The organism is Aquirufa sp., from assembly GCF_044342065.1.
GTDB lineage: Bacteria > Bacteroidota > Bacteroidia > Cytophagales > Spirosomataceae > Aquirufa.
In genome coordinates this window covers 1-19,178 of sequence record NZ_JBIIQN010000022.1, presented here as the reverse complement: position 1 = coordinate 19,178, position 19,178 = coordinate 1, and the positions used below count along the sequence as shown (strand labels likewise).

Sequence of the window (19,178 nt, the reverse complement as noted above, 5' to 3'; positions counted from 1 at the left end):
AAGATTGTTTTTCAATTTTCTTATGTAATTACACGCTATGATTAATTCCATTATTTCATTCAGTATACGCAACAAATTAGTTGTAGGCCTATTTGTTTTAGGGCTCATTTTTTGGGGAGGCTATTCTCTCAGTAAATTGCCTATCGACGCCTTGCCAGATATCACTTCGAATCAAGTGCAGGTCATTACGCAATCTCCCGCGTTGGCGGCATCGGAAGTAGAAAAATTCATTACGTACCCGCTGGAGATTTCTTTACGAACAATTCCCAATGTCAAAGGCATACGTTCCGTTTCTCGGATGGGTTTATCGATTATAACCGTTGTTTTTGATGACGCCGTACCCATGGAAATTGCCCGTCAGCAGGTTTCAGAAAAGCTGAAAGGGGCAGAGCCTTATTTGCTTCGCGGGGCAGGAATTCCAGAATTAGCCCCTATAACCACCGGTTTAGGTGAATTTTTTCAATATACCTTGGAGGTAGATCCTGCATTTAAAGACCAATACAGTCTAGCTGATTTGCGTACCTATCAGGACTGGATTATTAAACGCCAGTTATTGGGTATACCCGGTGTAGTTGAAGTCTCTTCTTTTGGTGGAAATTTGAAACAATATGAGGTTTCAATTAACCCTGAAAGACTTAGAGCGATGCACATTACGGTCAATCAGATTTTCACTGCTTTGGAAAAAAACAATTCCAATTCTGGGGGAAGTTATATAGAGAAAGGCACCGATGTTTATTTCATTCGTACGGAAGGAATGCTCGCGAGTCTAAGCGATATTGAAAATGTCGTTGTGGCACAGCGAGGTACCGAGGGGATGCCCATACGGGTAAAAGATGTTGCGACTGTTCAATTTGGCAAAGCAGTTCGCTACGGTGCCATGACGCGAAATGGGGAAGGCGAAGTCGTGGGAGCAGTTATGCTCTTACTCAAAGGCGCTAGTGCGAACGAAGTTGTCAAAGACGTTAAAGTTCGCATGCAGGAGATTCAAAAGACAATGCCGCAAGGAATCAAAATCGTTCCCTACTTGGATCGCAGTTTGTTGATCGGGAAAGCCATTTCTACGGTAGAAAAGAACTTGATTGAAGGGGGTTTAATCGTAGTATTCATCTTGGTTTTATTACTAGGTAATTTCCGAGCGGGTTTAATCGTGGCTTCTGTGATTCCGCTAAGCCTACTTTTTGCTTTTGTGATGATGCACATTTTCGGAGTTTCGGCAAATTTGATGAGTTTAGGGGCAATAGATTTTGGTTTGATTGTTGATGGGGCTGTCATCATTGTTGAATCGATTATCCACCGACTCCACCTGCATAAAAAGGGGGAAATCCTTTCCCAACATGAAATGGATGAAGAGGTGGGTATTTCAGCCATGTCGATTTTTAAATCGGCAGCGTTCGGTGTCATAATCATTTTGATTGTGTATTTACCGATTATGGCTTTGGGCGGCATAGAAGGAAAAATGTTTAGGCCTATGGCGCAAACGGTAAGTTTTGCCATTTTAGGCGCTTTAATTCTTTCTTTGACTTATGTTCCCATGGCGTCTGCCTTGTTTTTGAACAAGAAAATTGATCATAGGGTGACGCTGGCGGATCGAATCATGCATGCCATGTTTAATTGGTATAAACCCATGGTCGATTGGGCTCTAGGCCGGCGGAAAACCGTAGTGATTGCATCTTCTGTGCTTTTACTAGGAAGTGTAGGGTTGTTTACGACCCTTGGAGGAGAATTTATTCCAGAATTGAATGAAGGAGATTTTGCGGTTGAGCTTATTCTTCCCACCAATGCCTCACTGTCGCAGAGTATCCATGTGAATACAGAAGCACAGAAGCTTTTGTTGAAACAATTTCCCGACGAAATCAAACAAGTGGTTTCGCGCATTGGTGCATCTGAAATTCCCACAGATCCGATGGGAATCAATGCGTGTGATTTACTGATTATCTTGAAGGAGCCGAGTGCTTGGAAGAAAGCCGATAGTATGGAAGAACTCGAAGCTAAAATGGACGAGGCTCTCAATGTGTTCCCAGAAGTAAATTTTGAATTCACACAACCTATTCAAATGCGTTTTAATGAATTAATTGCCGGCGTTAAATCGGATATTGCGATTAAGATTTTTGGCGAAGATTTGGAGTTGTTATTTGATAACGCGACCGATGCTGCTCGATACATTCGAAAAATTAAAGGCGTAGGGGATATCAAGGTTCAACAAATCGATGGGATACCCCAACTGGTAGTAAAATTCAATAGAGCCAAACTGGCTCAATACGGCCTCGATGTTCAATCGATTAACCAGTTAATTAAAACAACATTTGCAGGTGAAACCGCGGGTATTGTTATGGAAGGGGAAAAACGTTTTGATTTGGTGGTTCGCATGGATTCTGTGCATCGACAGGATATTCAAAATTTACGGGAGTTGTATATTGAGCTGCCTAATGGAGGTCAAATTCCACTACAAGAAGTTGCAGAGGTCGATTTTCAAAATGCCCCTGTTGAAGTTTCGCGGGACGATACCCACCGAAGGATTACCATCGGAATCAACGTGCGTGATCGCGATGTTGAGAGTGTGGTAGCTGATATTCAGAGGGTGATGAAAGAAAAAGTCGTTTTACCAGCGGGTTATTATGTAACCTATGGAGGGACTTTCGAGAATTTGCAAGCAGCGAAATCACGTCTTGCCTTGGTCGTTCCGGTTGCCTTGATATTGATTTTTGTTCTTTTGTTTTTCACCTTCCAGTCATTTTTGGAAGCTTCGATAATTTACCTAGCCATTCCGCTATCTGCTATAGGTGGAATTTGGGCCTTGTGGATTCGGGATATGCCATTCTCCGTTTCGGCAGGGATTGGATTTATCGCCTTGTTTGGTGTGGCGGTTCTGAATGGAATTGTCTTGTTGTCTTTCTTTAAGCAATTGGCAAATGAGGGACTATCAGTAGAAGAACGTTTACAAAAAGGGTTGGCCTTGCGCTTCCGTCCGGTAATTATGACTGCGGCGGTTGCTTCGTTGGGTTTTTTACCGATGGCATTGAGTACATCTCCAGGAGCCGAAGTTCAGAGACCTCTAGCGACGGTTGTCATTGGGGGCTTAGTTACGGCAACGTTTTTAACTTTAGTTGTGATTCCTGTAGTGTATTCCATGGTGATGGGAAGAAAGGAAAGGAAAGATAATTTAGCTGGAAATACATGGATCATCTTACTTATTTTTAGTTTTAGTTTTTTCTCTGTGCAAGCTCAAAAACCGCAATTAAGCTTAAATCAATGCGTAGAAGAGGCCTTAGCAAAAAATAGTTTGATTCGTTCTGGTGGATTTGAAGTGCAAACGGCTGATGCGCTGATTGCTACGGGGCGTGAATTGCCGAAAGGAACGCTGGACTTTCAATATGGGAAAACACAAACCTATTTTAGTCAAGATTATACGGTTATCGCAAATCAAAGTATCCCCTGGCCTAGCTTGTTGAAAGCTCAGGTCAAAGCGCTCAGTTCGCAGAAAATGATTACTGAAAAGCGCCTTGCACTTACGCGAAGTTTGGTAACCGCGAGTGTTAAATGGTATTATTATCAATTAATTGTTCAACAAAAACAGGCGGTATTCCTCAAACAACAAGATAGTTTATATGTTCAAATGCGTCGTGCGGCAAGTTTGAAATATAAGGAAGGAGAAACCGGGAAGCTTGAATTTGTAGCAGCGGAGGCGCGGTTACGGGAATTTCAGCAAAAACAATTGGCTCTTGAATTGGACATGAAGGCAAATTATGCGCAGCTCGCCTATTGGATTAATCATCCTGGCCCCTTTGAAATTAAGGGAGATGAGCCCATAACCATGACCTTGCAGAAAGGCAAGGACATCGCAAACATGCCCGCCATCCAGTTATTTAACGAGCAAATTCAGCATGGTAGATTATTGACCGATATTGAACGTCAAAAACTTATGCCCGATATTCGCGTAGGTGCAGTAAGTCAGAGTATTGAAAATAATTCGGGGCAAAATTTCATTCAAGCCGGAATTTCAATTCCCATTTTTGCCAAAGCCCAAAAGGCGCGAATTAAAGCAGCAGAACAGAACGAGTTATTGCTGGCTAGTCAGAAAGATCAAGGAATTGCACAACTTAGTGCGGATTTGTCAAGCCAATTTGTCCAACTAGAAAAGCACTTAAATGGTATAAATTATTACCAGCAAACGGGATTGGCGCAAGCGGCATGGTTGGAGTTAACGGCCTTGAAAAGTTACCAACAAGGAGAAATCGAATATGTGGAGATGTTACAGAATACGCAGCAGGCTTGGCAAATTCGTGAACAATATTTACAAGAGGTATTGGCTTATAATCAGTCAATCGTACAAATTGAAACCATCTTAGGAAATGAATAAGTTAATCATCATAATATCTGTAGCCATTTTATTGGCCAGTTGTGGGAAAGAGGCTGCCACGGAATCTACCGCTGTGAGTACGGCAGTTAAATTGACTGCAGAACAAAAGCAAAATGCAGGAATTGAGTTCGGAGTTTTGGAAGAAAAGTCCATGGCAGAGCGCATTTTTTGTACCGGTTTAGTGGATGTGCCGCCCCTTTCAATGGCATCCGTTTCTATGCCAATTGCCGGGTATGTAAAGTCTACCATAGAAGTATTACCCGGAAAGCAAGTTTCCAAAGGGCAGGTTTTAGCTACCATCGCGAGTATGGAGTATATACAGATGCAACAAGAATACCTTCAGGCTCAAAGCCAAATGAATTTGTTGATGTCCGAACGTTCGCGCCAGCAAGTTTTACAACAAGAAGAAGTAGGATCAAAGAAAAAGTATCAACAAGCTGAGGCAGAATTAGGTAATCTACAAGCAGTTTCACGCGCCTTAGCGATGAAATTAGAGATTGTTGGATGTGACATGAAGGCTTTGGCGCAAGGCAAAATGAGTGCTAATGTAACTTTGAGAGCCCCGATTGACGGTTTTATCCAGGATCAATTTTTGGCTATTGGGAAATACATAACGCCAACGGATGTATTGGTAAAAATTGTTGGTGTTGCGCATAAGCATGTTGAGCTAAGTGTATTTGAAAGAGATTTATCCAAACTAAAAATTGGTCAAACGATTGAATTTGAAGGTGATGGTAATAAGTCCGTAGGCAAAGTATTTTTAGTTGGTAAGCAAGTTAACTTGGAAACGCGTTTAACCCCTGTACATGGGCATTTCAGTATTGAAGCCGATGAAGATAAATTCACGGTTGGTCAATTTGTTAATGCAAGCGTTCAAATAGGGGTACAAAAGGTTTTAGCTATTCCGCAGGCGGGATTAGCTCGGGTAGGTAAAGGAGGCTTTATATATGTGGAGAAAGCCGATGGTACGATGGTTCAAATTCCTGTTGAAATTCGCAGTAGCGATGTGGATTGGGTGGGCATTCGGCCGACGAAAGAAATGCCAGCAGGTAAGGTGGTAATTCGCGGGGCATCTGCATTAGAAGCTATTTTTGCCAAAGACTAAGGTAAGAATCCCGACCAAGTTTTATAGCTATTCCAATGTTCAGGTAATTTGATTTCTTTTTCAAATAAGCCAAAGATTGTTGAGCCTGACCCGCTCATGGAAGCATAATCTGCCCCGCGGGTGTAGAGTTCATCTTTGATTTCCGCTAGTAAAGGATAAGCAAGAAAGAGGCTATTTTCGAAATCATTTGAAATAGTCTCTTTCCATGTTATTGGGGGATTTGATAATTTTTTTCCCCAGTTTTTTAAAGCTTTTTTGGGCTTGATTTTTGCATAGGCTTCTTGAGTCGAAATGCCAAAATTTGGATAAATCAATACCAAAAATTTGCCACTTAGGTTCAGCTCGATAGGCGCTAAGACATCCCCTTTTTCGGATCCCATTTGTGCTTTGTTTGTGAGAAAAAAAGCGCAATCGCTCCCCAATTGTTGCGCAAATGGAATTAAATCCAGATTACTCAATGGCAGTTGAAACAAGTCCCGAAGTCCAATCAAGGTAAAAGCTGCGTCAGCGGAGCCCCCACCTAGGCCTGCTCCCATCGGTATAACTTTGTGAAGATGTATATGAACAGGGCCAATTTGGTGTGAATTTTCAAGTAGTTTATAGGCACGATAGCACAAGTTGCTTTCTAATTTTCCTGATATCTCCAAACCTGACGTACTAAATTCAAATGTAGTATTCGGGGTAATTTCCAATACATCAGACCAGGGTACTGGGTAAAAACAAGAACTTATAGTATGAAAACCGTCCGCTCTTTTTTCGGTTACATAAAGGCCTAAATTGATTTTGGCATTGGGGAATAATATCATAATTAGTCTTCTAGTGTATTGCTGATCCCGATAACTTTAAGCAGGAGATTAAGAAAGAATAGAAAAAAGGCTAGTTGGTAAAATACAATGGCCGCTGACTCATGTTTCACATCTTTGACCAAGAGTTTTCTCGATTTTTCTAGAACATCAATGTCTTGGAAAATCTTTTTTAATGTTTGTTGGTCTGTAGCCCGGTAAAAGCGGCCGTTTGATTGCTCGGCTATCATGCGTAAGGTACTTTCGTCAACCGGATCAAGATTAGCTTTAAGGGTACCTACAGCGATGGTATATACTTTAATTTTAAAGTTTTTAGCTAATTCTGCGGAGGTCATAGGATCTAAATTACCTGCCGTATTATTCCCGTCACTAATGAGAATAATGATTTTCTTTGGATTGTTTTCCTCGCGAATTTGATTGATGCACATCCCGAGCGCATCACCTAAAGCTGTACCCTCTTCTGTAATTTGTTGGCTTGAAAGTGTCCTTAACGAATGTGATAAGAAACTGGTATCTGACGTGATAGGGCTAGCTAGGTAAGGCGAACCGGCAAATGCCACTAAGGCGATTTTATCAAAATGCCTAGCGGAGACGAAGGCATTAGCAGTTTGTTTTGCAACGGCCAAACGGGAAGGTAAAACGTCTTTGCTTAACATGGAAGATGAAATATCTATGCCGATGGCAATGTCAATACCTTCTTGTTGGATACGTGAATGGGATATGGATTTATATGGGTCAGCAAGGGCTAAAATAAGTGCTACGATGCACATACTCAGGATCGTATCCGGCAAGAATGTTAAGAATCGGGTAAATTTATTTTGTGTAAGTGGGGAATTGAATGACAATACGACCCGTGCTTGATTCTTTCTTTTGGCTACTAAACGGATAAGTATAATTAAAAAGGGTAGTGGAATTAAATATAGATACAATTCATTTTCCCAAGAATAATTGAAAATGGATTTCAGTTGAAGCCAAGAATAAGAGAGATTGAATTTCATGATCGCTTTGCCTCGTTATTGATTTTGTCTCTTTCTTGTAAATATACGGTTTCTGCAATCTCAAGTAATACGCTTACGGCATTGAGGGTACGAGCAGAGAAGTTGCCTCCATAAATGGTGGAATCAACTTCTTTTAATGTTTTTCCTAATCGTTTATCGGGTAAATTGTCGACCATCTCAGTTGTTGTAAATGTCGCAAAAGGAATATTGGTGAGCTTTTCCAAGTAATTTTTCCACAAGGCCATGGCATTTTCAAGATTTTGGAGTCCTTTAGCTGAATTTGAAATGTTGCGTATAAGCCGTTGGTAAGCGCGTCTAAATTCTATATTTTTTCTCCATAACAGGTAAAGATTTATCCCTTGACGAATACGTTTGCCTAATACCCAATAAATTAGGCCTGCTGTCAAAAGTATACTGACGGCACCAATAGTAAGATTACGTAAATCAGGTTTAGGCTTAAGCGGACTTACTGGAATTGCTTGAATGAGGGAGTCAATCTTGATTGACTTTGCATTAGGCATAAGCCTTTTTAAATATATGGTATCTGCTTTTGGGGCCACCAGGGTGCAGTCTAATTCTGTTTGAATCGCTACTTTTATTTGGATTGTTTGGAAATCGCGAATGGAGAATTGTCGAAATGTATAGACTGCAGAATCTATGCTAATTCCTTTTTCGTCAGTCCTCGTGGGGAAGTAGTCTTTCTTGACGGGCTTAAATACCCCAAAATTTTGATGAATGCTCGGGAAAAATATTTCCTGTTTGGGCGCATGTGACACGCGCAAGATGTAGTGAATGTCTTGGCCAATTTTGGCAGAATCTTCTAAAAAGTGTCCCTGAACGCGAATGGGTTTTTCTTGCATCATTTTCGGACATTAAAAAGTTTGACCAAAGCGGGGACATAATCTTCGCCGGATTGGATGCGAACATAGTCTGCCTGCCATTGTTTACAATGGGTCTTTAGTGCTTCATAACCCTTGAAATTATCTTTTAACTGCTCCCGAAATGCGCTAGCTGAGGTATTTACCCAGGTAGTCTGTCTGCGTTCCGGGTCATATATTGGAATGATTCCCATTTTGGGTAATTCATATTCAATATTGTCTTGAATATGAACAACGACTAAATCATGTTTCTGAGCTATGGCTTTAAGCAAATCTTGATAATTGTCGTCAATGAAGTCAGAAAGAACAAAAACAAGACTTTTTCTTTTTAATGCTTGCAGGGTAAATTTTAAGCCTGCCTTTAAATCGGTGCCTAATCCCGTAGGGTTCAATTTAAAGATTTCTAAAATCGTTTTATAGCCATGTTTTTTGCCAGAGCCTGGCGCGATAAATTTCTCATTTTGGTCTGAATAAGCGCAGAAGCCTATGTGGCCAGCCTCTTGCATCGCAGAAAATGCCAATACCCCAGCGACTTCTTTTAAGGTATTTAGCTTCTGTGCTTGGCGCTTACCTACGAGTTGAGAGGCGCTAACGTCCAACAAAAAAAACACGGTTTGTTCTTTTTCTTCCTTGTAAAGTTTAACAAAGGTACCATGGCCCTTAGCCGTGGTATTCCAATCGATGTGTCGAACATCGTCGCCATAATGATATTGTCTTAGGTCACTAAATTCTAAGCCTGACCCCTTGAAAATTGAGGAAAAGTTGCCGTGCATTTGGGTGTTTATCGCCTTGCGAATGCGAATTTCCAGTTGTACAATACGAGAAAGGAATGATCGAATATCCACTTCTATTTGCTGAAATTTTGCCTTAGAATCGTGCTAAATTACCGATTTTTTGAGCACTTTGGATGAAAAGCGAGAAAAGCTTTCTAATTTGTATCAAATTTGGTTTATGCGATTTTATATCTTTATTCTCTTATTGGCCTGTTGGGCTTGCTCGGATTCGTCAACTTCAAATCGTCTTCCTGAGGACCAAATGGCAGAAATATTGGCAGATATTCATTTGGATGAAGGGAAAATTAGTGCAATGAATATCGTCAGTGCAGACACCTCAGTCATTTTATATAATCAGTTGGAGCGTGCAACACTGAAACGACATGGGGTTGACTCGACGGTATTTACCAACAGCTTTGCTTCTTATGTACAAGAGCCACAAGATTTTATGGAGCTCTATCAAAAAGTTAACGAAGCTTTAGCCAAAAAACAGCTCTTGAAAAAATAAGATGAAGCTTCTTTTCTGTTTGTTATTTTTAAGTACTTCAATTATGGCACAATTTCCATTTATTCAAGGCCACAGAGGTTGCCGGGGTATCTACCCTGAAAACTCATTGCCTGCTTTTAGGCATGCGTTGAACATAGGTGTGCAGGTTTTGGAAATGGATGTATGTCTCTCTTCAGATGGAGAGGTGGTCGTTAGCCATGAACCATACATGAACTCGTTGTATGCTAGTCATCCTTCAGGGAATCCAGTTTTGAAATCGGAAGAAGAATCTTTGAATTTGTATCGGATGATGTATTCAGAGATAACCAAGTATGATGTTGGGAAAAGAGGGAATCGCTTATTTCCTGAACAACGTGCGGTAGCGGCGGTCAAACCTTTATTGCGTGATGTTTTGGCTTTGGGAGAGGAGTTTCGTAGGACATCGGGTAAGCCAGTTTACTACAATATTGAGATTAAATCAGATCCGTCTGAATATGGAAAGTCACAGCCTTCCGATGTAGCTGAGTTTTCTAAGGCGGTTCATGCTGTGATTGCGGCTCAGGTCGATTGGTCTTATGTGGTCTTGCAAAGTTTTGATTTTCAGGTATTAAAGTATTGGCATACTGTTTGGGGGTCGGTAAATTTATCGGCCTTAGTCGAAAAAGAATCGCCAACTAACGTTTTAGCTGAATTAGGATTTACTCCAGCCATCTTTAGTTCCAGTCATCGTTATTTGACAGCTGATATGATTCAATTTTGTCATGCGCATGGGATGCAGGTGGTGCCTTGGACGATTAACTCGACTGAGGAGATGCAACGTTTTGAACAATTGGGAGTGGACGGCATTATTACCGATTATCCCAACAGAGCCCCCATGATTCGTTAATATGTCCTTATTTAATGAGACTTTATTGTGGTTTATGAAGCGGCGTATGCCGCGGATTGAGGCTATGTATGAGCGCCCGTTGGATCTGCAGTATGATGGATTGGCGCAATTAATTGAGGCTGGGCGGGATACGGAATGGGGGCGTAAATATGGTTACGCTGATTTTAGTTCTTATGCTACTTTTCGTGAAAGGGTACCTATTTCGACGTATGAAGAAATGTTTCCTTATATCGAAAGGATGATGCAAGGGGAACAGAACGTATTGTGGTCTTCACCTATCAATTGGTTTTCTAAATCATCTGGAACCACAAATGCTCGGAGTAAATTTATTCCAGTTTCCAAAGAATCTTTGGAGGAATGCCATATGATGGGAGGAAAGGATATGATTACCTTATTGATTCAAAACAAGCCGGATACTAAGATTTTTGAAGGGAAAGGATTATCGATTGGTGGTAGTTTGACAACTGATTCCATGAATTCAAGTATGTTGATGGGAGATGTTTCAGCGGTGGTTATGAAGAATTTACCCATTTGGGCGCAGATGATTCGGACGCCGTCGTTGGATGTGGCGTTGATGGGGGATTGGGATCAGAAGATTGAGAAAATGGCGCTGGAAACTTCTCAAGAAAATGTAACAAGTATTTTGGGGGTTCCAACGTGGACCTTGGTGCTGATTGAGAAGATTTTGGAGATAACGGGTAAGCAGTCAATATTAGAGGTTTGGCCTAATTTTGAGTTTTTAGTACATGGGGCGGTGGCATTCGGGCCATATCGGGATTTATTTAAGACGCATATTTTTCCGTCTTCGGAGGTGCGATTTTTGGAGATTTATAATGCTTCGGAAGGATTTTTTGGCATTCAGGATGACTTAAATCGTCCGGACGAGATGTTACTGATGTTGGATTATGGGATTTTTTATGAGTTCATTCCGATGGGAGAAACGGGGGAGGAGACGGAATTGATTATGCCGCTGGAGCAGGTGGAAATGGGGGTAAATTATGCCATGGTGATTACGACGAATTCAGGCTTATGGCGATATAAGATTGGGGATACGGTTCGTTTTTCATCTTTGAGCCCTTATCGGGTAAAGATTTCTGGTCGGACGAAGCATTTTATTAATGCGTTTGGGGAAGAGTTAATTATTGAAAATGCGGAACAGGCAGTTGCGGCAGCATGTAGGGAAACGAATGCTGAAATCAAAGATTATACGGCTGCGCCGGCCTATATGGATGGGGGAAAACGCGGAAGTCATGAATGGGTGATTGAATTTTCGCGAGCACCAAAAGATTTACGTACCTTTGCGGCTGTGTTGGACGAAACCTTACGTTCGAACAATTCGGATTATGATGCGAAGCGTTCCTACGATTTGGTTTTGGGACCTCCTAGAATTCATGAAGCACCAGCTGGTACATTCTATGGTTGGATGCGGAGTAGAGGGAAATTAGGGGGGCAGCATAAAGTGCCACGCTTGAGTAATCATCGTGAGTTTTTAGAAGGAGTTTTGGCTCAAATAAATCAATAAAATGGCTTTAAAAGAAACAATTGAGGCAGGCATTAAAGATGCTATGCGTGCAAAAGATGCAGATCGCTTACGTGCTTTACGTGCGATTAAATCGATGATATTATTAGAAGAGACTTCGGGCGCTTCAGAGGGAGGTATTTCTGCGGACGCAGAGATGAAGATTTTGATGAAAGCAGCCAAACAGCGGAAGGATTCGTTGGAGGTTTATGCGGCTCAAAATCGGGCGGATTTGGCGGAGAAGGAGCAGGCGGAGTTGACGATTATTGAGGAGTTTTTGCCCAAGCAATTGTCAGATTCAGAATTGACGACACGTATTGCTGAGATTATTGCTTCTGTGGGAGCGACAAGTCCGGCGGATATGGGGAAAGTGATGGGTGTTGCGTCGAAGCAGCTGGCTGGTTTAGCGGACGGCAAGGCAATTTCTGCCAAAGTGGGTGAATTATTGAAAAAATAACATGGTATTGGAGAAGCGGGCGATACGGAATTTGAGTTTGGAGATGTTGAAGCAGGAAATGGTTCAGCATGGGGAGCCTGCGTTTCGCGCCAAACAGGTATATGAGTGGATTTGGAAGAAGTCGGCGCGCTCGTTTGATGCGATGGGGAATATACCTAAGTCGACGCGTGAGTGGTTGGCGGCCAACTTTGATTTGCAGTGTGTAACGACTTCGGAGATGCAGGTGAGTACGGACCGGACGATTAAGTCGAGTTTCGCCTTGCATGATGATCATTTAATTGAGGGGGTTTTGATTCCGACGCGGGAGCGGATGACGGCCTGTGTTTCGTCGCAGGTGGGCTGTTCGTTGACCTGCAGTTTTTGTGCGACGGGGTATATGGATCGGAAGCGGAATTTGGAGGCGTTTGAGATTTATGATCAGGTGGTGTTGATTCGGGATCAGGCGCAGGAGAAGTATGGGATACCTTTGACAAATATTGTGTATATGGGGATGGGCGAGCCTTTATTGAATTATGCCAATGTGCTGAAGTCGGTGGAGATGATTACATCGCCGGAGGGTTTGGGTATGGCGTCGCGTCGGATTACGGTTTCGACGGCGGGTATTGCGAAGATGATTAAGAAGTTGGGTGATGATCAGGTGAAGTTTAATTTGGCTTTGTCGTTGCATGCGGCGAATGATGAGAAGCGGAATCGCATTATGCCGATTAATGAGTCGAATACGTTGGAGGCTTTGGCGGAGGCGTTGCGGTATTTTTATGAGAAGACGGAGAATGAGATTACGTTAGAGTATATCATGTTTAATAAGTTTAATGATTCGGTTGAGGATGCGCGGGAGTTGTATGAATTTGCGCGTCGCTTGCCATGTAAGATTAATATTATTGAGTACAATCCGATTAAGCAGGCTGATTTTGTGAATGCTGAGGCGGATGCCTTGGCTAAGTTTACGGCGTTTTTGGAGAGTAAGAAGATGATTGTGAATGTCCGCCGATCGCGCGGTAAAGATATTGATGCGGCCTGTGGCCAGTTGGCCGGTAAAAAATAAGCCCATGAATGAGCTTTTCCCTATTTTTTTAAAGTTGGACCGTTTGAACACGCTGGTCGTGGGGGGCGGGAATGTGGCGCTTGAGAAGGCGTCTGCCTTGTTGCGCAATTCGCCTGCGGCGCGGGTAACGTTGGTGGCACCGATGTTTCGCGCGGATACGGTGGCATTTTTAGCAGATTATCCGCAAGTTGTTATGTACGAGCGTGGGTTTGAGATGGCGGATTTGGATGGCCGGGATTTAGTGATTTGTGCGACGGATAATCGTGCGTTGCATGAGGAGATAAAAGAGGAATGTGGAGCGCGTCATTTACTTTGTAACGTTGCGGATACGCCGGACTTATGTGATTTTTATTTGGGGTCGATTGTGCAGAAGGGGGATTTGAAGATTGCGATTTCTACGAATGGTAAGTCGCCGACGTTAGCTAAGCGGATTCGAGCGTTTTTGGAGGATGTGATTCCGGAGGAGATACAGGAGGGGCTTGAGGGGATGGAGGCTGCGCGGAAGACCTTGAAGGGGGATTTTCAAGCGAAGATAAAAGCCTTGAATGAGCTGACAAAAAATATTGTTTTTCGAAAGTAAACGCCTTCTTACCTTTGCCAATCCTCCAAGGTTTGGCAAAGGTAGGGGTTAGCGCTGATATTTTTAGTTCAGGAAAATGCGATTATCATGTTCTTGGTAAAATGCTTTAACCATATTTATTTTTCGTTTATCCGTGCCTAGTTTTAGTGAAAATCTAATCACTAAAACTATGTCACACTTATCGCATTATTTAACTCGATTTCAGTCGGGGAATTATTACCACATTTATAATCGTGCAATTGATCGGAAGTTAATGTTCAAGTCGCGTTCGAATTACTATTACTTTATGATTTTATGGAAACGATACCTGGGGGAATATTTGGACGTCGTTTCGTACAGTTTAAATGCGAATCACTTTCATTTTTTGGTTCGAGTTCGTTACTTTAGTGAGGAGCAGTTGATGGGACGCACAGAACATGAATTGATTGCGGAGCAGTTTAAAATATTTTTCCGCACCTATGCTTTAGCATTTAACAAACATCATACCCGTACGGGTTCTTTGTTTGAGGGTCCATTTAAGCGGGTTCTTGTAGGGGATAGTCATTACTTGTCTTATTTGATTCAATATATTCATGTTAATCCTGAGAAGAACAAATTATGCGATGATTTTAGAATGTGGGATTGGAGCTCCTATCGGTATATTGTGACGCCAAGTGAATCGGTGGTAGATCGTAAGTTTGTTTTAGACTGGTTTGGTAGTCTACCAGAATTCATCCGTTTCCATATGAAGGAAAATCAAGATGTTGATATTCGCACTTTTTTGTCAGGCGATGAAGATTGAGAAAATCTTGAAATCCCCTACCTTTGCCAAACCTTGGAGGATTGGCAAAGGTAAGAAAAAAGGGGGCTGCGCAGCAGCCCCCTTTTTAATGCAAGATTCTCGAAAGATTATAAGTATTGATTTGCGTTTGTCGCGTTTAAATCTTCGAAAGCGGTTTTTAAACGCGTTACTAATGCTTCTTCTGCCTTACGCAACCAAACACGTGGGTCGTAGTATTTCTTATTAGGCGAATCGTCTCCTGTAGGGTTGCCGATTTGACCTTGTAAGTAACCTTCGTTTGCTTTGTAGAATCCTAAAATTCCGTCCCAGAAGGCCCATTGTGTATCTGTATCGATATTCATTTTGATTGCACCATAAGATAATGCCTCACGAATTTCTTCGCGAGATGAACCAGAACCGCCGTGGAATACAAAGTTGATGGGTTTCTCAGGAGTCAAATTGTATTTCGCTTTGATAAACTCTTGCGAGTTTTTCAAGATTACGGGTTGTAATTTTACGTTACCTGGTTTGTATACACCGTGTACATTTCCGAAGGCAGCTGCGATTGTGAAGCGGTGCGAGATTTTGCTCAACACTTCATATGCGTAAGCAACTTCTTCTGGTTGTGTATATAATTTAGAAGAGTCAACATCCGAGTTATCCACGCCATCTTCTTCGCCACCCGTAACTCCTAACTCGATTTCAAGCGTCATACCCATTTTGGACATACGCTCAAGGTATTTAGCGCAGATTTCCAAATTTTCTTCCAAAGGCTCTTCTGACAGATCGATCATGTGTGAAGAGAAAAGTGGTTGGCCAGTTTCAGCAAAGTATTTTTCACCAGCATCCAATAGCCCGTCGATCCACGGTAAAAGTTTCTTAGCGCAGTGATCAGTGTGCAATACAACTTGTACACCATAAGCTTTGGCCATTTGGTGAACGTGGTATGCGCCGGCGATAGAACCAGCGATTGCAGCAGCTTGATTTTCGTTTGAAAGGGTTTTTCCGGCGTAGAAAATACCACCACCATTGGAAAATTGAATGATTACAGGTGAGTTAACAGCTTTGGCTGTTTCCAACACGGCATTTACTGTATTAGTACCGGTAACGTTTACTGCAGGAAGTGCAAATTGATTTTTTTTCGCGATTTCAAATAACGCTTGAACCGCATCTCCGTGCAACACTCCTGTTTGATTGGCTAAACTTGACATAATGCTTTTTTTTCTTTGGAAATAAATATAAAGTACCTGATTTTCAACAAGTAAAGTCCAAAAGTACTAAAATAAGTTCAATTTAAAGGCGTAAAAATAAGAAAAATACAATTTTAGTCGTCAGTCCGAAGTCCGCAGCCTAGGGGGAGAGGTGGACATTAGCGAGTAGTTAGTCCAGAGTCCGAAGGTAAAAGTAGTCAGTTATTAGTCGCTAGTCTATGCAGGAATAAACTATAGTAGCTAAATTGATGATTTAACATATTGACTATTCCTCCGGACTCCGGACTGATAACTGGACACTGAAAACTGTTGACTGACAACTAGCAACTGCTCCCTAATTCCCTGACTTTCAAAATATTTTTACACATACTCTTGCACGTGTTATTTTTTTCTGTACCTTTGCACTCCCGTTCGACAAACGCAGTTTTCAATTCCGAAAGAGGTTGGCAGAACTTCTCGAATTTATTTTAAACACAAAAATGCGGGTCGAAACAGGGTTTAAATTGAGGTAAGCTCGATTTTTGTGTCAGAACTGGTATTGGTTAGTACAAGTTGAATGCCCAACGTATTAATTGAATATTAAGCTACACAGAGTGATTTTCACTGTTATCCACAGTGACTCCACTTTGTCGCCTTGTACCAATTCTGCTTATTTAATGTGATTCTTATATCGTTGCGAAACGATTTTGAATAAAAGTCTTACAACAAGCCTCGATCGCCTTGTAAGCATATTTTTTAATAAATATAAAATACTATGTCTGGAATTATTGGTAAAAAAATCGGAATGACCAGCCTATACATGGAAGACGGAAGATCTGTCCCTTGTACGCTGATTGAAGCCGGACCTTGCGTGGTAACGCAGGTAAAGACCGTTGAGAAAGAAGGCTATAACGCCGTTCAAATCGGTTATGGTGAAAAGAAGGATAAGCACACAACAAAATCTTTGTTGGGTCACTTCAAAAAAGCTAACACCACTCCCAAGAAAAAACTTGTTGAGTTTCGTACGTTCGAACAACCTTTAGCATTAGGGGATGTTTTGACTGTTGAAATGCTAGAAATTGATACGTATGTTGACGTGGTAGGAACATCGAAAGGTAAAGGTTTCCAAGGTGTTGTAAAGCGTCATGGGTTTGCCGGTGTAGGTGGTCAAACGCACGGTCAGCACAACCGTGGTCGTCACCCAGGTTCGATTGGTGCGTGTTCATTCCCATCTCGTGTATTTAAAGGTTTGCGCATGGCAGGTCGTACAGGTGGTAATCGAGTGAAGGTTCAAAACCTACAAGTTTTGAAAGTTTATCCTGAGAAAAACCTATTGGTTGTATCGGGATCGGTACCGGGAGCAAAGAACTCATACGTAATCATTGAAAATTAAAATTCGGGCATAGCCTATAGACATTCTGAAGTATGGAATTATCAGTATATAACATCGCAGGAAAAGATACCGGAAAGAAAGTAACCCTTTCTGACGAGGTCTTTGGAATCGTTCCAAACGAGCATGTGGTTTACTTGGATGTGAAGCAATATTTAGCTAACCAACGTCAAGGAACGCACAAAGCGAAGGAGCGTGCAGAAGTTTCGCGTTCAACGCGCAAGATTAAGAAACAAAAAGGTACGGGTGGTGCGCGTGCTGGTTCGATGAAATCTCCTTTAATGAAAGGTGGTGGTCGTATCTTCGGTCCACGTCCACGTGACTACCATTTCAAATTGAATAAGAAAGTGAAGTCATTGGCTCGTCAATCAGCTTTAGCTGCAAAGGCTCAGTCAGGCGATATCGCAGTTTTGGATGCTGTTTCATTTGATGCTCCAAAAACAAAAGCATACTTAGCTATGTTGAAGGCTCTTTCTTTGGACAACACAAAATCGTTATTGATTACGAATGAAGTAGACAAGAACGTGGTATTGTCAGGTCGTAATGTACCGAAAACAAAGGTATCGAACGCGGCAGACGTAAATACATATGATTTGGTTAATGCATCGAAATTGTTAATTACCGTGGATGCGATCCAAAAAATTGAGTCAACATTTAGTAAATAATTTACGGGACTTCGGTTCTGTTTAAACGAAATAAACAATGGGCATTATTAAACGTCCGGCCTTGACTGAAAAGTCGCAAGCCATGCAAGAAAAAGGCAAATACGTGTTTGTAGTTGAATTGACAGCAAACAAGATTGAAATTGCCAAGGAGGTTAAGAAAATGTACGGAGTTGATGTACAAGATGTACAGACAATGCGTCAGATTGGAAAAGTTAAATCCAAGAGCACACGTACAAAAGTTACTTCAGGGCGCACGTCAACTTACAAGAAGGCGATCGTTACAGTAGCAGCGGGAGAAGTAATTGACTTCTACCAAGGAATTTAATACAACTAAATTAAGGGGGTTCATCCCGATAAATTGAACTAATTAAATGGCAGCAATTAAAAAAATTAAACCAACAACTCCAGGACAGCGTCATCGCATTGCGCCTACGTTCGAGGAGATTACAACGGATAAGCCGTATAAGCCCCTTTTGGAGCCTATCAAGCGTACCGGTGGTCGTAATGCGGATGGTCGTCGCTCGATGCGTTACATCGGTGGTGGTCACAAGCGTCGTTACCGTGTAATTGATTTCGCGCGTCAAAAGTTTGATGTACCAGCGACTGTTTTGACTGTTGAGTATGATCCTAACCGTACGTCTCGTATTGCATTAATCGAATACGCTGATGGTGTTAAGACGTACATCTTAGCTCCTGCAGGTATTCAAGTAGGCCAAACCGTAATCTCGGGTGAATCAGTTGCACCGGAGGTTGGTAACACTTTGCCTCTGGCAAATATCCCTTTGGGTACATTAGTTCACGCGATTGAGTTGCAACCGGGTAGAGGAGCTGAAATGGTTCGTTCTGCAGGTACGTATGCTCAGTTGTTAGCGCGTGATGGAAAATATGCTACGTTGAAGTTGCCTTCAGGTGAGATGCGTATGGTATTGGCTCGTTGTGTTGCAACAATCGGAACCGTATCAAACTCGGATCACATGAATGTGAACTTAGGAAAAGCAGGTCGTCATCGTTGGTTGGGTCGTCGTCCACGTGTTCGTGGTGTTGTTATGAACCCAGTTGATCACCCAATGGGTGGTGGTGAGGGTCGTTCTTCAGGAGGTCACCCACGTTCACGTACTGGTTTATTGGCTAAGGGTAAGAAAACTCGTAATCCAAAGAAAAACACTAATCGTCTTATCATCAGTAGAAGAAAAAAATAGTAGATGGCACGTTCACTAAAAAAAGGTCCTTACATTGATTACCGCCTTGATAACAAGGTTCAAGTTATGAATGATTCTGGCAAGAAGTC

At 41.9% G+C, this 19,178-nt stretch carries 18 protein-coding genes and 1 pseudogene; 14 read left to right on the top strand and 5 right to left on the bottom strand.

Features of this window, described 5'->3' with window-relative positions; all coding sequences use genetic code 11:
- Positions 1 to 37 precede the first annotated feature (37 nt).
- Together ACIQZ2_RS08485 and ACIQZ2_RS08480 are read left to right on the top strand one after the other, a co-directional pair.
- Entirely contained in the window at positions 38 to 4,357 is a 4,320-nt protein-coding gene (locus ACIQZ2_RS08485; RefSeq protein WP_395768424.1) for a CusA/CzcA family heavy metal efflux RND transporter, read from the top strand.
- Positions 4,350 to 5,462, top strand: coding sequence for an efflux RND transporter periplasmic adaptor subunit (locus tag ACIQZ2_RS08480; protein ID WP_395768423.1), 1,113 nt, complete (start codon positions 4,350 to 4,352; stop codon positions 5,460 to 5,462). The genes ACIQZ2_RS08485 and ACIQZ2_RS08480 overlap by 8 nt, the downstream gene beginning before the upstream one ends.
- On the opposite strand, the gene ispE is transcribed toward ACIQZ2_RS08480, so the two are convergent.
- The 4 genes from ispE to ACIQZ2_RS08460 are packed head-to-tail and all read right to left on the bottom strand — an operon-like array spanning position 5,459 to position 8,986.
- Positions 5,459 to 6,268 carry a 4-(cytidine 5'-diphospho)-2-C-methyl-D-erythritol kinase gene (gene ispE / locus ACIQZ2_RS08475; RefSeq protein ID WP_395768422.1) on the bottom strand — a complete coding sequence of 270 codons (810 nt, stop codon included), beginning with the start codon at positions 6,266 to 6,268 and terminating at the stop codon, positions 5,459 to 5,461. The genes ACIQZ2_RS08480 and ispE overlap by 4 nt on opposite strands.
- Before the next feature lie 2 nt (positions 6,269 to 6,270).
- Positions 6,271 to 7,263 (bottom strand): VWA domain-containing protein, encoded by a 993-nt coding sequence (locus ACIQZ2_RS08470; protein WP_395768421.1) that lies wholly within the window; start codon positions 7,261 to 7,263, stop codon positions 6,271 to 6,273.
- Positions 7,260 to 8,126, bottom strand: a complete 867-nt coding sequence (locus tag ACIQZ2_RS08465; protein WP_395768420.1) for a hypothetical protein — start codon at positions 8,124 to 8,126, stop codon at positions 7,260 to 7,262. Before ACIQZ2_RS08465 ends, ACIQZ2_RS08470 begins: the two co-directional genes overlap by 4 nt.
- Positions 8,123 to 8,986, bottom strand: coding sequence for a DUF58 domain-containing protein (locus ACIQZ2_RS08460; protein ID WP_395768419.1), 864 nt, complete (start codon positions 8,984 to 8,986; stop codon positions 8,123 to 8,125). Before ACIQZ2_RS08460 ends, ACIQZ2_RS08465 begins: the two co-directional genes overlap by 4 nt.
- 106 nt (positions 8,987 to 9,092) lie before the next feature.
- On the opposite strand from ACIQZ2_RS08460, the gene ACIQZ2_RS08455 reads away from it, so the two are divergent.
- From ACIQZ2_RS08455 to ACIQZ2_RS08425, 7 genes are all read left to right on the top strand, one after another.
- On the top strand, positions 9,093 to 9,422 hold the full coding sequence (locus ACIQZ2_RS08455; protein WP_395768418.1) for a DUF4296 domain-containing protein: 330 nt from the start codon (positions 9,093 to 9,095) through the stop codon (positions 9,420 to 9,422).
- Between the two features lie 43 nt (positions 9,423 to 9,465).
- Complete coding sequence (locus tag ACIQZ2_RS08450; RefSeq protein ID WP_395768417.1) at positions 9,466 to 10,287, top strand: glycerophosphodiester phosphodiesterase family protein; 822 nt, start codon at positions 9,466 to 9,468, stop codon at positions 10,285 to 10,287.
- 1 nt (position 10,288) lies between these two features.
- A complete protein-coding gene (locus tag ACIQZ2_RS08445) occupies positions 10,289 to 11,809 on the top strand; it encodes a GH3 auxin-responsive promoter family protein (protein ID WP_395768416.1) in 1,521 nt (506 codons plus the stop codon).
- Position 11,810: 1 nt separating this feature from the next.
- Positions 11,811 to 12,263, top strand: coding sequence for a GatB/YqeY domain-containing protein (locus ACIQZ2_RS08440; protein WP_395768415.1), 453 nt, complete (start codon positions 11,811 to 11,813; stop codon positions 12,261 to 12,263).
- 1 nt (position 12,264) lies between these two features.
- On the top strand, positions 12,265 to 13,305 hold the full coding sequence (gene rlmN, locus ACIQZ2_RS08435; protein WP_395768414.1) for a 23S rRNA (adenine(2503)-C(2))-methyltransferase RlmN: 1,041 nt from the start codon (positions 12,265 to 12,267) through the stop codon (positions 13,303 to 13,305).
- 4 nt (positions 13,306 to 13,309) lie between these two features.
- The gene (locus ACIQZ2_RS08430) at positions 13,310 to 13,885 is read left to right on the top strand and encodes a bifunctional precorrin-2 dehydrogenase/sirohydrochlorin ferrochelatase (RefSeq protein WP_395768413.1); all 576 of its coding nucleotides are present in this window, start codon (positions 13,310 to 13,312) and stop codon (positions 13,883 to 13,885) included.
- A 169-nt stretch (positions 13,886 to 14,054) separates the two neighbouring features.
- Positions 14,055 to 14,666, top strand: a complete 612-nt coding sequence (locus ACIQZ2_RS08425) for a transposase (RefSeq protein ID WP_395768412.1) — start codon at positions 14,055 to 14,057, stop codon at positions 14,664 to 14,666.
- Between the two features lie 107 nt (positions 14,667 to 14,773).
- Here ACIQZ2_RS08425 and fbaA read toward each other — a convergent pair whose 3' ends face one another.
- Positions 14,774 to 15,856, bottom strand: coding sequence for a class II fructose-bisphosphate aldolase (gene fbaA / locus ACIQZ2_RS08420; protein ID WP_395768411.1), 1,083 nt, complete (start codon positions 15,854 to 15,856; stop codon positions 14,774 to 14,776).
- Positions 15,857 to 16,610: 754 nt separating this feature from the next.
- Here fbaA and rplC point away from each other — a divergent pair.
- From rplC to ACIQZ2_RS08395, 5 genes and pseudogenes are all read left to right on the top strand, one after another.
- Positions 16,611 to 17,228, top strand: a complete 618-nt coding sequence (gene rplC / locus ACIQZ2_RS08415; protein WP_395768410.1) for a 50S ribosomal protein L3 — start codon at positions 16,611 to 16,613, stop codon at positions 17,226 to 17,228.
- Between the two features lie 32 nt (positions 17,229 to 17,260).
- Entirely contained in the window at positions 17,261 to 17,890 is a 630-nt protein-coding gene (gene rplD / locus ACIQZ2_RS08410) for a 50S ribosomal protein L4 (RefSeq protein ID WP_395768409.1), read from the top strand.
- A gap of 37 nt (positions 17,891 to 17,927) precedes the next feature.
- Positions 17,928 to 18,215, top strand: coding sequence for a 50S ribosomal protein L23 (gene rplW, locus ACIQZ2_RS08405; RefSeq protein ID WP_315574829.1), 288 nt, complete (start codon positions 17,928 to 17,930; stop codon positions 18,213 to 18,215).
- A 46-nt stretch (positions 18,216 to 18,261) separates the two neighbouring features.
- Entirely contained in the window at positions 18,262 to 19,089 is an 828-nt protein-coding gene (gene rplB / locus ACIQZ2_RS08400) for a 50S ribosomal protein L2 (protein WP_395768408.1), read from the top strand.
- A gap of 3 nt (positions 19,090 to 19,092) precedes the next feature.
- A pseudogene (locus tag ACIQZ2_RS08395) lies at positions 19,093 to 19,178 on the top strand (30S ribosomal protein S19); the annotation flags it as partial.